The 14833-nt window shown below is 65.8% G+C and carries 10 protein-coding genes; 2 read left to right on the top strand and 8 right to left on the bottom strand.

From position 1 onward, the window contains the following. Positions 1–64 precede the first annotated feature (64 nt). The 5 genes from U9J41_RS18420 to U9J41_RS18440 form a co-directional block, all read right to left on the bottom strand. Positions 65–949, bottom strand: coding sequence for an SMP-30/gluconolactonase/LRE family protein (locus U9J41_RS18420; protein WP_322403621.1), 885 nt, complete (start codon positions 947–949; stop codon positions 65–67). Between the two features lie 16 nt (positions 950–965). Next, positions 966–2024 (bottom strand): aldose epimerase family protein, encoded by a 1059-nt coding sequence (locus U9J41_RS18425; RefSeq protein WP_322403622.1) that lies wholly within the window; start codon positions 2022–2024, stop codon positions 966–968. Between the two features lie 12 nt (positions 2025–2036). After that, positions 2037–2984: a glycoside hydrolase family 43 protein gene (locus U9J41_RS18430; protein WP_322403623.1), complete on the bottom strand. Its 948-nt coding sequence runs from the start codon at positions 2982–2984 to the stop codon at positions 2037–2039. Positions 2985–3133: 149 nt separating this feature from the next. Then, on the bottom strand, positions 3134–4483 hold the full coding sequence (locus tag U9J41_RS18435; RefSeq protein WP_322403624.1) for an MFS transporter: 1350 nt from the start codon (positions 4481–4483) through the stop codon (positions 3134–3136). 86 nt (positions 4484–4569) lie between these two features. Then, positions 4570–7215 (bottom strand): TonB-dependent receptor, encoded by a 2646-nt coding sequence (locus U9J41_RS18440; protein ID WP_322403625.1) that lies wholly within the window; start codon positions 7213–7215, stop codon positions 4570–4572. Positions 7216–7412: 197 nt separating this feature from the next. Here U9J41_RS18440 and U9J41_RS18445 point away from each other — a divergent pair, with 197 nt between their 5' ends. After that, on the top strand, positions 7413–8210 hold the full coding sequence (locus tag U9J41_RS18445; RefSeq protein ID WP_322403626.1) for a hypothetical protein: 798 nt from the start codon (positions 7413–7415) through the stop codon (positions 8208–8210). 109 nt (positions 8211–8319) lie between these two features. Then, entirely contained in the window at positions 8320–10428 is a 2109-nt protein-coding gene (locus tag U9J41_RS18450) for a putative bifunctional diguanylate cyclase/phosphodiesterase (protein ID WP_322403627.1), read from the top strand. A 67-nt stretch (positions 10429–10495) separates the two neighbouring features. Here U9J41_RS18450 and U9J41_RS18455 read toward each other — a convergent pair whose 3' ends face one another. The 3 genes from U9J41_RS18455 to U9J41_RS18465 are packed head-to-tail and all read right to left on the bottom strand — an operon-like array spanning position 10496 to position 14776. Then, positions 10496–11746 carry an MFS transporter gene (locus U9J41_RS18455; protein ID WP_322403628.1) on the bottom strand — a complete coding sequence of 417 codons (1251 nt, stop codon included), beginning with the start codon at positions 11744–11746 and terminating at the stop codon, positions 10496–10498. A gap of 46 nt (positions 11747–11792) precedes the next feature. After that, positions 11793–12449 carry a beta-phosphoglucomutase gene (pgmB, locus tag U9J41_RS18460; RefSeq protein WP_322403629.1) on the bottom strand — a complete coding sequence of 219 codons (657 nt, stop codon included), beginning with the start codon at positions 12447–12449 and terminating at the stop codon, positions 11793–11795. Beyond that, complete coding sequence (locus tag U9J41_RS18465; protein ID WP_322403630.1) at positions 12446–14776, bottom strand: glycoside hydrolase family 65 protein; 2331 nt, start codon at positions 14774–14776, stop codon at positions 12446–12448. The genes pgmB and U9J41_RS18465 overlap by 4 nt, the downstream gene beginning before the upstream one ends. Positions 14777–14833: the final 57 nt, after the last annotated feature.

Raw genomic sequence — 14833 nt, forward strand, 5'->3', positions numbered from 1 at the left:
AGATAACTTTCCAATCAATTTTTAACAGCAAGCGATATCTATATCGGCATCGCTGTTATCGCTATCATCGCCGCCCAGCGAACCTCACCTCGGTCAAACCGCGTACCGGCAGGGTTTGCGCGAACACGCCGCCGGACTTCGGGGCCTCCGCCAACTGGCCGGCGTGCAGGCCGACTGTTGCCGAAGTGACATATAGAACGTCCAGCCCGGCGCCGCCGAATGCCGGGCACGTCGGCTGCGGCGCGGGCAGGGTGAGTACCCGGTCGACGGTGCCGTCCGGCGCGAAACGCACGACCTGGCCGGCGCCCCAGCGCGTGCCCCACAGATAGCCGTCGGCATCGATCGTCGAGCCGTCCGGATCGCCGGGGGCGGCGTCGGCGGGGGCGAACTGGCGCAGGCCGGAGATGGCGCCCGTGACGGGATCGTAATCGCAGCAGCGGATCTCGCGCGTGCCCGAGTCCGCGTAATACATGGTACGGCCGTCCGGGCTGAAGCAGATGCTGTTGGCGATGGCGACGTTGCCCAACGGCAAGCGCTCCAGCGTGAGGTCGTGGTTCAGGCGGTAAAAGCTGCCGATGGCGTCCTTGGGGTTCTCGGCCTGGTTGAACATGCCGAACACGAAGCGGCCCTGGCGGTCGGTGCGGCCGTCGTTCAGGCGGGTCGTGGGCAGGTCCGCCTCGACGTCGCAGATGCGGTCGAGCTCACCGCTGGCGAGGTCGAAGAACGCGAGGCCGGACGCGAGGCCCAGCAGCAGGCAGCCGTCGACTTCCGTCAGGGCCATCGAACACAGGCGCTCCGGCAGCGGCCAGCGCTGCAGCACGCCCGTCGCGGGCGCGTGCGACCACAGTTCGCAGCGTTCGATGTCGGTCCACAGCAAACGTGCGCCGCGGTCGTCCCAGATGATGCCCTCGCCCAGCACATGCCGGCCATCCACCACCAGATCCATCATGACAAGCCTCTTTCGCTTATTGCGCGACCGAAAAGCGGAAGCGCGATTCCGTTTCGTACACCTCGCCCGGACGCAGGATCGTGTTCGGGTACGACGGCTGGTTGGGCGAATCCGGATAGTGCTCGGGCTCGATGCAGAAGCCGCTGCGGAAGATCCACGGATGGCCCTTGCCCTCCAGCGAACCGTCCAGGAAATTACCGCTGTAGAACTGCACGCCCGGCTCCTGCGTGAACAATTCGAGCACGCGGCCCGTCGTCGGTTCGCTCACGTGGACGGCGCGCTTGAGGCCGCGCTCGCCCGGCTTCTTGTTCAGCACCCAGCAATGGTCGTAGCCGGTGCCGTGGCGCAGCTGCTTGTCCGGTTGACCGATGCGCTCGCCGATCGCGCGCGGCTTGCGGAAATCGAACGGCGTGCCGGTCACCGGGGCCAGTTCGCCGAACGGGATCGACTCCGCGTCGATGGGCACGAATTTGTCGGCGGCTATCGTGATCTCGTGGCCGAGGATGTCGCCCTGCCCCGCGCCCGCCAGGTTGAAATAGCTGTGCTGCGTGAGGTTGACGGGCGTCGGCCGGTCGGTGACGGCGTGGAAGCGCACGACGATCTCGTTGTCGTCCGTCAGATGGTACGTGACGGTGGCCACCAGGTTGCCCGGGTAGCCCTGCTCGCCGTCCGGGCTGTCGTAGCGCAGGACGAGGCTGGCGCCTTCGGCGACGGCCGTCCACAGCACCTTGTCGTAGCCGGGATCGCCGCCGTGCAGGTGGTTGTTGCCGTTATTGACCGTCAGCTGGTATTCCTTGCCGTCGAGCGTGAAGCGGCCCTTGCCGATGCGGTTGCCGTAGCGGCCGATCAGGGCGCCGAAATACGGGCTGTCCTTGATATAGGGTGCGAGCGTCCCGAAGCCCAGCGCCACGTCGGCGAAGACGCCGTCGCGGTCCGGGACGTGGATCTCGGTGATGATCCCGCCGAAATCCAGGATCTTCACGATCATGCCGTTATTGTTCTTGAGCGTGTACTGGGTGACTTGCCTGCCGTCGGGCAAGGTCCCGAACGGCGCCTGGGTGATTCCGTTTTGCACGTTGTTATGTCCTCAGAGGGTGGAAGGCCGCCCGAATACCGGCATGCCGTTCTCGTCCCAGCGCAGCGGTTTGACGAAAGTATGGCGGTCCGGATTCCACAACGGATCGCCGACGATTTCGGTATAGGTGCGCGCGTGGTAGACGAGCATGACGGTATCGCCATCTTCAGCATACGTAAAGCTGTTGTGGCCGGGTCCGTAGATGCCGTGATCGTAGCATGTACGGAACACGGGCTCGCGCGACTTTGTCCACGCCGCCGGATCGAGCAGGTCCGCATTCTCGTCCGCCCACAGCAGGCCCATCGCGTAATTCTCGTCGGTGGCGCTGGCGGAATACGAGATGAAGATCTTGCCGTTGCGGCGCAGGACGGATGGTCCCTCGTTGACCCAGAAGCCGCGGATTTCCCAGTCGTACTCGGGCTTCGACAGCAGCACCGGCCGGCCCTCGATCTGCCACGGCGTCTTCATCTTCGCGATGTACAGGTTCGAATTGCCTTCGATCGCCTGGTCCTTCTGCGCCCACAGGTAGTACAGCGCGCCGTTGTGGTTGAAGGTGGTCGCGTCCAGGCAGAACGTGTCGATGCCGGTGTCGACCTGGCCCATGAATTCCCACGTGCCTTCGAGCGGATTGGCGTTCGTATTGCGGATCGCGTACATGCGGTGCTGGAACAGCTTGTCCTTGATCTCGCGGCTCGGCGCGGCGGCGAAATAGACGTACCACGCGCCCATGTTGAAATGCAGTTCCGGCGCCCAGACCAGTTCGCTGTACGGGCCCGTGTCCGGCTTGATCCACGCATCAACGGTGGGCGCGGTGGCCAGTTCGGCGATCGTTTTCGCGCGGCGCAGTTCGATGCGGTCGTATTGCGGGACCGAGGCGGTGAAATAGTAATAGCCGTCCGTGTGCCTGTAGATGTACGGGTCGGCGCGTTGTTCGATCAGGGGTTTCAGTACGGTGTCCATCGTCGTCTCGAGAGTTACATTTGATACGTCGCCCCCGCGCAGGCGGGGGCCCAAGAAAAAGGATCCGACAGCATGACCGTCGGCGTTATCGCAAACAGAAATTGGATCCCCGCCTGCGCGGGGACGACGCCGGATAATTTATCGGCGATTCAACCGGCCGCCCCGTTCACCCGCAAATCTTCCTTGACGGTCGAATAATACTCATCGCTGATGCGGTACTTGAACATCAGCGCCCCCATCAGGAAGTGGAAGAAGCCCGGAATCACGGACAGCATCAGCGCGATGCCATGCAGCGCCAGCGCGCCCTGCTCCTGGTTCGGCTGGTAGTGGAAATAATTCAGCAGCAGGCCCACGAGGCCGCCCGCGATGCCCATGCCGGCCTTTTGCGCGACCGAGATGCCGCCGAACGCAAAGCCGGACACGCGCTTGCCGGTCTTGACCTGGCCGTAGTCGATGGTCTCGGCGATCGCGGACCAGAACACGGGCGCGTGCAGGTCGACGACGAGCGACAGCAGGAAATACAGGAAGAATGCCAGCGCCGTGTCGCCCGGCTTGACCAGGAAATAAATCATCACGGACAGCACCGCCACCATCAGCTGCGTGTAGCGGAACAATTTCACCTTGCAATAAAACTTGGTGACCCACGTCGACACGACCATCGCGATGATGGCGGCCGCGACGCCCGTCGACAGGAACGCCGACACCGTCGCCGTGTCGCCGTGCAGGTAGTACTTGGCGTAATAGATCGCGACGGAACCGCGGATCACGTAGCCGATGGTGCCCGTCACGCAGACGGCGCACAGGATCAGCCACTGGTCGTTCTGCGCCAGCACCTGGATCTGTTCCAGCAGCGGCTGGCGGCGGGTCTTGTAGACGACGCGCTCCGTCGTCGTGAAGAACGTGAACAGGAACAGCACGACGCCCAGCACGGCCATCAGGGCCATCGCCGCCTGGTAGCCGGCGGCCTGGCTGCCGTTGCCCCAGCGCTGCGCGAGGATCGGCACGACGATCGTCACCATGAACGCGCCGACCTTGGCCAGGAACAGGCGGTAGCCGTTGGCGGACAGGCGCTCCTGCGGATCGCTCGTCAGGCCGCTGATCAGCGAAATGTACGGCACGCCCACGCCCGACGTCATCAGCGTCATCAGGATGTACGTGGAATAGGCCCACACGAGCTTGGCGTCGTAGCCCCAGTCCGGCGTGCTGAAGACGGCGAACACGGACAGGCCGTAGGGCACGGCGAGGAACAGCAGGTAGGGACGATAGCGGCCCCAGCGGCTCAGGAACGTATCCGTCATCTGGCCGACGACGAGGTCGGAACACGCGCCCACGAACTTGACCAGCACGAACAGCAGCGCGAGGTCGGTCGTCTTGAGTCCGTAGACGTCCGTGTAGAAGAAGGTGATGATCAGCATCATCGACGAGATCACCACGTTGAGCGCCATGTCGCCGGCGCCGAAGCCCACTTTTTCGAGAGTGGAGAGTTTCTGGGTATGCATGCGGACTTCCTTCCAAACGAACAGGGTGCTACGCGGAGTTTCCCCGGGCAGCACCCTTATTATTGTCTAGCGATCAGGAACCTGGATCAATGTTTCCAACGCAGCGCGAAGCCGACGACGCGGTCATAACGGCGCACGTCGCGCGGCAGCAACGGGGTGCCGTGGTAGTCGTGGTAGGCCTGGTCCAGCAGGTTGCTGCCGTCCAGGGTCGCCGTCAGGCTGTCCGTGATCTTGTACGAGATCGAGGCATCCAGGGTCTTGATCGGTTCGACGATCAGGTTCATGCCCAGGCCGCGGTAGTTGTACGTGTCCACGAACGAATCGCGCCAGCTGTAGGCCAGGCGGGCCGACCACGGGCCGCGCTCGTACAGGCCGACCAGGTTGTAGGCCTTCTTGGACATGCCCGGGAACGTGTTGCGGCTGCCGTCCGGCTCGGTCATGCCGCCGTTCATGAAGGTGAAGTTCGCCTGCACGCCCAGGCCGCTCATCCAGCCCGGCAGGAAGGAGAAGAACTGCTGGTAAGCGCCTTCGAAGCCGTACAGCTTGGCCGTGTCCGTGTTGTACGGACGGTCCATCAGGTAGGCCTGGCCGTTGATCGTTTCCGTCGTCGTCTTGTGGCGGATGTAGTTCTTGAAGTCGTGCTGGAATGCCGTACCGGTCAGCGACCCGTCCTTCGAGAAATACCACTCCAGCGCCACGTCCAGGTTGCGGGCTTCCTGCGGCTTCAGGCTCGGGTTGCCGCCCGTGCCGCCCGGCGGATTGCCATTGGTCGTGGTGACGGAACCGAGCACGACGCCCGGGTTGTAGTCGCCGAACGCGGCGCGCTCGATCGCCTTGCCGGCGACGATGCGGCCGACCAGGTCGTCGCGGAAGTTGGCGCGCAGGTTCAGGCTCGGCAGCACGTCGGTATTGCTGGACGAGACCGACACAGGCGTGACCACCCCGGCACCGGCGCGCGAGTTGCCGTTGACACTCTGCTTGGTGTTCACGACGCGCACGCCGACGGTACCTTCGACCGGCACGCTCCAGGCATCGAAGCCGATCTTGGCCTTGCCGTAGATGGCTTCCGTCGTCTCGCGGTCCGTATAGTACGACAGCGGATCGTCCGGCAGGCCGTTCGGCGTACCCAGGATCGCCTGGCGCACGGCGGACGTGTTGTTCAGCAGGTATTCATAGCACGAGGCGTAGTACTGGTTCACGCCGTAGTTGCCGTACAGTTGCGGGCTGATGCACGACAGGCCGGGGACGCTGGCCGGGCTCTGGCCGGTGATCGTCGCCGGACGGTAGTTGTTCAGTTCGTGCGCAAACGATGCGTCGCGCTGGGCCCAGCGCACGCCGCCGCTCAGTTCCTTCAGCAGACCGTCGTTGTCCGGGGTCCACGTCACGTCGCCGCGCCAGTCGTTGGCCGAGCCGTTCGAATGATTGTGGTTGTCGTACAGCGCGATCATGGTCCACTTGGACGGATCGGTCAGGTCGGTGCCCGGGTAATCGACGTAGCCGCCGCCGTCGCGGGTGCCGCCGACGACCGCGTGGGGCGCCGTGTAGATCGAGTCGAGGATCGGGTTTTCCTGGCGATACGTCGATACCGTGCGCACCAGCTCGGACGACAGGCGGATCGTCGGCGTGGCGTCCCAGATGCCGCCGACGGCCAGCTGGCTGCCCTTCGACCAGTCGCGGCGCGCCTGGGTCGAGCTCAGCACCAGCGACGTGTCGCTCGGATTGCTGACGCTGGAGAGATAGTTCTTGCCGTTCTCGGTGACCGTCGTGATCGTCGAGTTCGGGTTGTTATACACCGGCAAGCCGCCGACGAAGAAGATGCTCTGCGAATCGTGGTCGATCTTGGTGCCGAAACCTTCGGCATAGAACTGCATCTCGCGGTTCGGGCGCCACTGGGCCGAGAAGTTCGCCGCCAGGCGCTTGCGGTCGCCCGTCGTCATCACGCGGCCGTTGCCATCCGCGCCCTGCACGGTCTGGCCATTGGCCTGGTACGTGGCCGGCTGGCCGGCCCATGCGGCCTCGTCGAAGTAGCGGCCGCGCTGGTACGACAGGCCGCCCAGCAGGCCGACGTCGCCGATGCTGGTCTTCCAGCGGTTCGACCACAGGCCGCCGATCTGCGGATCGGTCTTGCCCGCCTTGTCGCGGTGCTCGGCGCGCGCGTTGACGGCAACCTGCTCGCCCTTGAAGTCGAACGGACGGAACGTGCGCACGTCGATGACGCCCGACGTGCCGCCTTCGACCATGTCGGCGCCCTGCGATTTATACACATCCACGCGCTGCAGCATCGACACCGGCACGTCCGACATCACCAGCGAACGGCTGGCCGCGGTGAACATCTCGCGGCCGTTGATCAGCGTGGTCACGCCGCCGAGGCCGCGGATCACGATGCTGCTGGCTTCGCCGTTGTTGTGCAGGATCTGTACGCCGGTGATACGGCCGAGCAACTCGGCCACGTTCTTGTCCGGGAATTTACCGATGTCGTCGGCGACGATGGAATCGAGCACCTGCTCGGCGTTTTTCTTGATCGTCTGGGCACTCTGCGCCGCCTGGCGCTGACCACTGACGACCACGACATTGGCGCCGCTGGCCTGGTTGGCATCCTGGGCGGCGCCGGCGTCCTGGGCGCGCACGGAAACGCTCGTCAACAGGCCGATGCCCATGAGCGCGGCAACGGTGCCGCGCAATGCGAAGGTGCGGGATGCGGGCGTGAATCGGCCCGATGCGATGGGTTCCATACGTCTCCTTTAGATATTGTTATGTTTCTGAAAGCGGTGCACACTTTCTGAACTGGCATGCTCGGAGGTAATCTTAGGCGTTCGACTGAGAACGATCCAATCAATTTTTCCGCAACTTCGATATCATTTTTAATATGGATAAACCCCGCAGCGCTTTGTGACATCGATTACAAATGCATATTGCATACCAAAAAGCCATGCCTTCGACCACCACCGCCACGTTTCCATCGTTCCGCGACCTCATCCAGGACACCGACCCGGACGCCGTCGCCACGCCCGCGCAGATCCCCGACGGCTTCCTGCTGGCGCGCGCCGGCGGCATCGAAGCCCACTACATCCCGTTCGACTATGTGAACCGCACGGCGCGGGTCGTGCTCGTCGGTATCTCGCCCGGATTCGTGCAATGGAAGAACGCCGTGCGCGAGGCGCGGCGCCAGCTGGCGCTCGGCGCAAGCCAGGACGCGGTGCTGCGCGCGGCCAAGTACACCGGGGCGTTCAGCGGCGCGATCCGCCCCAACCTCGTCGCCCTGCTCGACCACGTGGGCCTGCAGCGCTGGCTCGGGATTGCCGGCTGCGCCTCGCTGTTCGGCGACGACGCGCACCTGATGCACGTGACGGCCGTGCTGCGCCACCCGGTCTTCGTCGACAGGAAGAACTACAACGGCGCGGCGCCGAACATGCTGACGACGCCGTTGCTGCAAGCCCAGCTGCTCGACCATTTCGCGCCCGAGGCGAGTCTCCTGCCCGACGCCGTCTATGTGCCGCTGGGGCCCAAGGTCGGCCTCGCGCTCGACTGGCTCGCGCGGCGCGGCGTGCTTCGTCCCGACCGCATCCTGCACGGGATTCCGCACCCGTCCGGCACCAACGCCGAGCGCATCGCCTACTTCCTCGGCCGCAAGGACAAGGCCGCGTTGTCGAGCCGCACGAACGGCGCGCAGATCGATGCGGACCGGCTCGCGCTGCGCGCAAAAATGGCCGCGCTGGGCATCGGCTGACGCCGGTTCCAGCCGGCCGGCAACAAAGGCGGGCACGACTGTCTTTCGTGCTGCATGCGGACGGCACGCGGCGTTACACTGGTCACGTCCAGCGCCAAGGTAGACGACCATGCAGACTTGTTCTTCCGAAGAAGTTCGCTCCCTCCTCGCAAAAATCGAGCAGTTGCCGGGGCCGTTCTTCAAGCGCCTGATCGAAGCCAGCAACACGGGCATCATCATCGCCGACGCAAGCCTGCCCGACATTCCGATCGCCTACGTCAACCCCGCCTTCGAACAACTGACGGGCTACCCGTCGCACGAAGTCATCGGCCGCAACGGCCGCTTCCTGCAGCGCCACGACCGCGGCCAGGCCGAGATCGGACGCATCCGCCACTGCGTGGAACACGCCGAGATCTGCACGGCCCTGGTGCGCAACTACCGCAAGGACGGCAGCCTGTTCTGGAGCCGCATGCACCTGTTTCCCGTGCGCGAAGACGGCGCCGCGCCCACCCACTTCGTCGCCTTCCTGCAGGACGTGACGGAAGTGGTGGAGGCCCAGCGCGCGGCCGTGCAGGCGCGCGAACGCCTGAGCACCGTACTGGAGAGCATTGCCGACGGCTGCTTCTCGGTCGACCACGACTGGCGCTTCACCTACATCAACACGCGCGGCGCGGCCGCGATCTCGCGCCGCCCGGAAGACCTGGTCGGCAAGTGCATGTGGGACGAATTCCCGGAAGCGGTCGGCGGCCCGTTCCACCAGACCTATATGCGCGCGATGGACGAGCAGGAAGTCGCCAGCTGCGAGAGCTATTACGACCCGCTGGGCTTGTGGATCGAAGTGCGTGCCTACCCGTCGCGCGAAGGACTGACGGTGTTCTTTGCCGACGTCACCGAACGCAAGGAAGCCGAGAAGAGGCTCGTGCACCTGGCCACGCACGACAGCCTGACGGGATTGCACAACCGCTTCAGCTGCCTGCGCATACTCGAAGACGCCCTGGCGCGCTCGGTCGAGGCAGACCGCAAGGTGGGCGTGCTGTTCGTCGACCTCGACCACTTCAAGGAAGTCAACGACGCCCACGGCCACCGCGCCGGCGACACCGCGCTGCAGGAGATCGGGCGCCGCCTCGGCGCGCTGGCCCGCAGCGGCGTCACCGTGGCACGCATCAGCGGCGACGAATTCGTGTTCGTGCTCGACGACATGCATACCGAAGCCGCGAAAGCGGTGGCCACCGCCGTCCTCCAGCAGCTCGCCATCCCGATTCCCGTCGACGGCCAGCACGTGGCGATCGGCGGCAGCATCGGCATCGCGATCGGCAGCGGCAGCGAATACACGGCCGACGAACTGCTCAACAATGCCGACGCCGCCATGTACGAGGCGAAGGACAATGGCCGCCACACGTTCGCCGTGTTCTCGCCGCAGGCGCGCCACCTGCTCAAGCAGCGCCTGGAGCTGCGCCAGGACGTGTTCTCGGCCCTCGAACGGCGCCAGTTCGTGCTGTTCTACCAGCCGCAGGTCAGCGCCGCCAACGACGCCGTCGTCGGCGCGGAGGCGCTGCTGCGCTGGGAACATCCGCGTCTCGGGCTGCTGGCCCCCGACCTGTTCCTGCCCATGCTGGAAGGCTCGCCCGCGATCACCGCCGTCGGCGCCTGGGTGTGCGAGGAAGCCTGCCGCCAGGCGCGCGAGTGGGAGTTGCTGGGCTACCGGCTGCGGATGGCGGTGAACGTCTCGCCGCGCCAGCTGACCGACGAGAACCTGCCGCCGCTGCTGAAGAACCTCGTCGCGCGCTACGGCCTGGACGCCGAGTGCATCAAGCTGGAAGTCACGGAGAGCATGCTGATGCAGGACATCGAGAAGGCGGCACTGGTGCTGCGTTCACTGCAAAGCGTGGGCTTTCGCATCGCCCTCGACGACTTCGGCACCGGCTACTCGAACCTGTCGTACCTGCGCCAGTTGCCGATCACCGCGATCAAGATCGACCGTTCGTTCGTGCGCGAGATCGGCCAGGACCGGCGCTGCCTCGACATCGTCAACGGCGTGATCGCCTTCGCCAAGTCGCTCAAGCTGGACGTGATCTGCGAAGGCATCGAGACGGAGCTGCAGCGGGACGCGATCCGCTCGACGGGGTGCGACGTGCTGCAGGGGTACCTGATCGGCAAGCCGATGCGTGCCAGCGATTTTCGCGCGCTGCTGCTGGCGCAGAGCGCGGAGCCGGCGCAGGCCGATCCGGGCTGCCAGTAGGGTGGGCACCCCGTGCCCGCCGAACGTTCGCGGGCCGCACACGCATCGTGGGCGGAGGCCGCCCACCCTACGCCGTAACAGCGACCTCCGTCACCACTTTCTCCACCTGCCGCTTGAACGCATACAGGCTCCCCACCATCAGCACGATCGGCACGAGCGTCAGGTAGAACGCGAAATGGCCGTTGAAATGCCCGAACACATACCCGGTGATAAGCGAACCGGTGGTGCCGCCCAGCGCCGAGAAGATCACGAGCAGGCCCGTCATCGGCGCATGCTGGTGCCGCGGGAGAGAACTGAGCATCACGGAATTGATGCCCGGGTAGATCGGCGCCATGAACAGCCCGATGAACGGGAACAGGAACGCGGCCACCGGCGCCGTCGCCCACGTCACGTGCGGATCGAGGGCAATGCCGTGCGTGAGGGGCAGCGAGAGCAGCACCGTCGCGCCCATCGCCAGCATGCAGGCGGTCAGCACCGGATACCAGTTCAGGCGGCGCATGATGACGCCCGCCGACAGCCGCCCCACCGCGAGGCAGCCGGCGTAGATGCTCGTGACCTGCACGCTCATCGCGGCGGGCAGCTTGAGGATCTCGTTGTTGAAGGTCGGCAGCCACGTGCCGACGGCCTGCTCGACGAGCACATATAAAAACGCCGTCAGCACGAACACGCACACGAGCGGACGGGCGAACAGGCGCAGCATCTCGACGAAGTCCGCGGCCGGCCCGCGGCTGTGCGGCGGCGCCGCGCCGTGCTCGTCGAAGGACGTCGACAGCACGAGCAGGAACGTCGCCACGCACAGCGCGCACAGGATCCAGTAGACGTTCAGCCAGCTCGTCGACGCGGGGTGGTCGGAATCGATGAAGAAGCCGAAGATCCAGTACGCCGACAGCACGCCGACCATGAAGAAGCCTTCCAGCAGGTTCGTGATACCCGCATGGTGCTTGCGGTCGCGCGCGACGAGGCCGATGGTCGAGTACACCGACACCTTCGCCAGCGCGAACGCGACGCCCACGCACAGGAACAGCAGCTTGGCCGTGGCGAACGCCGGCACGAGCGGCATCGCCAGCGTGGCGGCGGCGACGATCGCCAGCGCCAGCAGCATCGCCTTCTTGTAGCCGAAGCGCGGCAGGGTGGACGCGACGAGGAAGGACACGATCGCGATCGGCAGGTCCTTGAACCCTTCCAGCACGCTGGCCGCGCCCTTGTCGACGCCGTAGTTGTGGATGACCTGCAGGATCACCGTACCCACGCTGTTGAGCAGGATGGCGAACACGAAGTAGATCAGGAAGAGGGCCAGCAGGATGCGGCGTTGGTTCACGTTTGTCTCCGCTCGGTTTTTGTCATTATCGTTATTCTGATGCGCGTCAGTAGTCTTCGAGCCGGAACGCCGCCATCGACGGTATCACGCGGTCGGCCCGGTACAGCACGTCCGGACTGCCCACGCCCACCGCGACCATGCCCGCGTCCTTGATCGACGCGACGCCGGCGGCCGCGTCTTCCACGCCGAGGCAGTCGGCCGGCGGCACGCCCAGGTGCGCGGCCGCGGTGAGGAAGATCTCCGGATCGGGCTTGCCGTTGACGACGGTCGCGGCATCGACGACGTCGTCGAAGCGGTCGCGGATGCCCAGGCGGTCGAGCACCGTGAACGCGTTGCGGCTGACCGACGCGAGGCCGATCTTGAGGCCCGCCGCGCGCACGTCTTCCAGCGCGCGCAGGGCGCCCGGCAGCAGGTCGCCCGGTGTCATCGTCGCGATCAGTTCCTGGTAGTGGCCGTTCTTCGCATCGGCCAGCGCACGCTGTTCCTCGGGCGTGTACGTGCGCGGCGCGCGCGCGAGGATCAGGGCCAGGGACCCCATGCGGTCGACGCCTTTCAGCTGCTCGTTGAACGCCGCGTCGAACGGCGCGCCGACGCTGTCCGCCAGGCGCTTCCAGGCGAGGTAGTGGTAGTGTGCGGTGTCGGTGATGACGCCGTCGAGGTCGAAGATCACGGCCTTGAATCTGGAAACCGGGCGGGTGCTCATTGTTTGTTCTCCATGCGGATCCGCGCGCGCTGCGCGTCGAGGGTGATCGGCGTGCCGCGGTGCGCGAACGCCAGGCGTTCGCCGCGCAGCAGGCGGTAGCCGGTGCCGGCGCCGTCGACCGCCACTTCCAGCAGCGCGCCGCGCGCCTGCACGTTGAAGCGGTAGCCGGTCCATTGGTCCGGCAGCGTGGGCGCGAAGCGCAGGCCGGCGTCGTCGAGGCGCATGCCGGCGAAGCCGTAGGCGACGCCCAGCCAGGTGCCGGCCATCGCGGCCGTGTGCACGCCGTACTGCGTGTTGGCGTGGGTGTTGTCGAGGTCGAGGCGGGCCGTCTCCATGAAGTAGGCGTAGGCCTTGTCGCGATAACCGATCTCGCTCGCGACGATGCTGAAGATGCAGGACGACAGCGAGGAATCGTGCGTCGTCACGCCTTCGTAGAAATCGAAGTCGCGGCGCTTGTCGCCCTCCGAAAACTGGTTCGACAGCAGCAGCAGCGCCAGCACGACGTCCGCCTGCTTGCAGACCTGGTGGCGATAGATGACGAGCGGGTGGTAGTTGAGCAGCAGCGGATAGTTTTCCTGCGGCGTGTTGGCGAAATCCCACGGCTTCTTGGACAGGAAGCTGTCGTCCTGTTCGTGGATGCCGAGGTCGTCGTCGTACGGCAGGAACATCGCCGCGCTGGCCGCGCGCCAGGCCCGGATTTCGTCGTCGGACAGGCCGATCGCATGCGCGACGCGCGCGTAGTCGGCGGGCCGCTCGGCACGCAGGCGCTCGGCGACGTCCGCCGCGAACGCCATGTGCATGCGCGCCATCGCGTTCGTGTAGTAGTTGTTGTTGACGAGGGCCGTGTATTCGTCAGGTCCCGTCACCTCGTTGATGCAGAAGCGGCCCTTGCGGTCGTAGTTGCCGATGCCGGTCCAGATGCGCGCCGTCTCCAGCACGATCTCGGCGCCCTGCTCCGCCATGAAGTCGAAGTCGCCGGTCGCCAGCAGGTACAGGCGGATCGAGTACGCGACGTCGGCGTTGATGTGGTATTGCGCGGTGCCGGCCGGGAAATAGGCGGAACACTCCTCGCCCGCGATCGTGCGCCACGGGTACAGCGCGCCCTTGTCGTGCGCCATCTGGCGCGCCCGTTCGCGCGCCTTGGGCAGGCCGTTGTAGCGGTACTGCAGCAGGGCGCGTGCGATTTCGGGACGGGAGAACAGGAAGAACGGGAACACATAGATTTCCGTGTCCCAGAAATAGTGGCCTTCATAGCCCTCGCCCGTCACGCCCTTGGCCGCGATGTTCGTCCTGCCGTCGCGGCCCACGGATTGCAGCAGGTGGAACTGATTGAAGCGCACGCCCTGCTGCAGGGCGTCGTCGCCGGCGATGGACACGTCGGCGTCAGCCCAGAAGCGGGCCAGGTAATCGGCCTGCTCGCGCGCCAGCGCCTCGAAGCCGGCGGCGCGGGCCTGCGCCAGTTCGGCGCGCGCGTGCGGGCCGACGGCATCGATCGCCATGTCGCGCGAGCTGGCGTAGGCGACGTATTTGTGCAGCGTGAACGTGGCGCCCTGCGCGACGTCGGCCTCGAAGACGTGGCCCAATCCGGCCGGCGCGACGCGCACCGGGGCGCCCGACGGCACGGATGCCGTCGCGGTGGCCAGCGCAAAACCGCTGTGGCGCGTGCGCTGCAACAGCAGCACGTCCTGCGCGCCCACCTCGCGTGCCGTCTCGATCAGCGACGGTCCCGTCAGCGCGGAACCGACGCGCGGATCGTCGCCCGCCTGCAGGTTCGTCACCGCGGCGTCGATATCGGCATCGATGCGGACGAGGCCCGAAAAATTCAGCGGCGTGACGGCATATTCGATGGCCGCGACGTGCTTGCGCGCGCAGCACACGAGCCGGCGGCTGGCGATGCGCAGGCGCTTGCCGCTCGCCGTCTCCCATTCGACCGTGCGCACGAGCAGGCCGGCCTCGAGGTCCAGCGTGCGCTCCCACGCGAGCACGCGTCCGCCATCGAGTGAAAAGCGTTCGCCGTCGACGACGGCCGCGACGCGCTTGGCGTTCGGCACGTTGAGCATGAATTCGTTCACGCGGGCCAGGCCGTACGCGTTTTCGGGATAGCGGATCGCTTCCGTGTCGTAAAAGCCGTTCAGGTAGGTGCCTTCCAGCGTCTGCCCCGCGCCCGCGAGCGTGCCTTCGTCCGGCGTGCCGCGCATGCCGATGTAACCGTTCCCCAGCGTGAACAGGGTCTCGTGCAGGAACGCCCGCGCCGGATCGAATGCCGCCTCGCGGATGCGCCACGGCTCGGCCGCGATGGCGCCATTGTTATCGATGTCATTAGTCACTTCAGTTTCCTCGTCTCGTGCGCGGGGCGCGTTCTTCAAGCTTGTCGGTGTGCGGGG

The sequence above is a fragment of the Massilia luteola genome (genome assembly GCF_034420155.1).
Taxonomy (GTDB): domain Bacteria; phylum Pseudomonadota; class Gammaproteobacteria; order Burkholderiales; family Burkholderiaceae_D; genus Telluria; species Telluria luteola.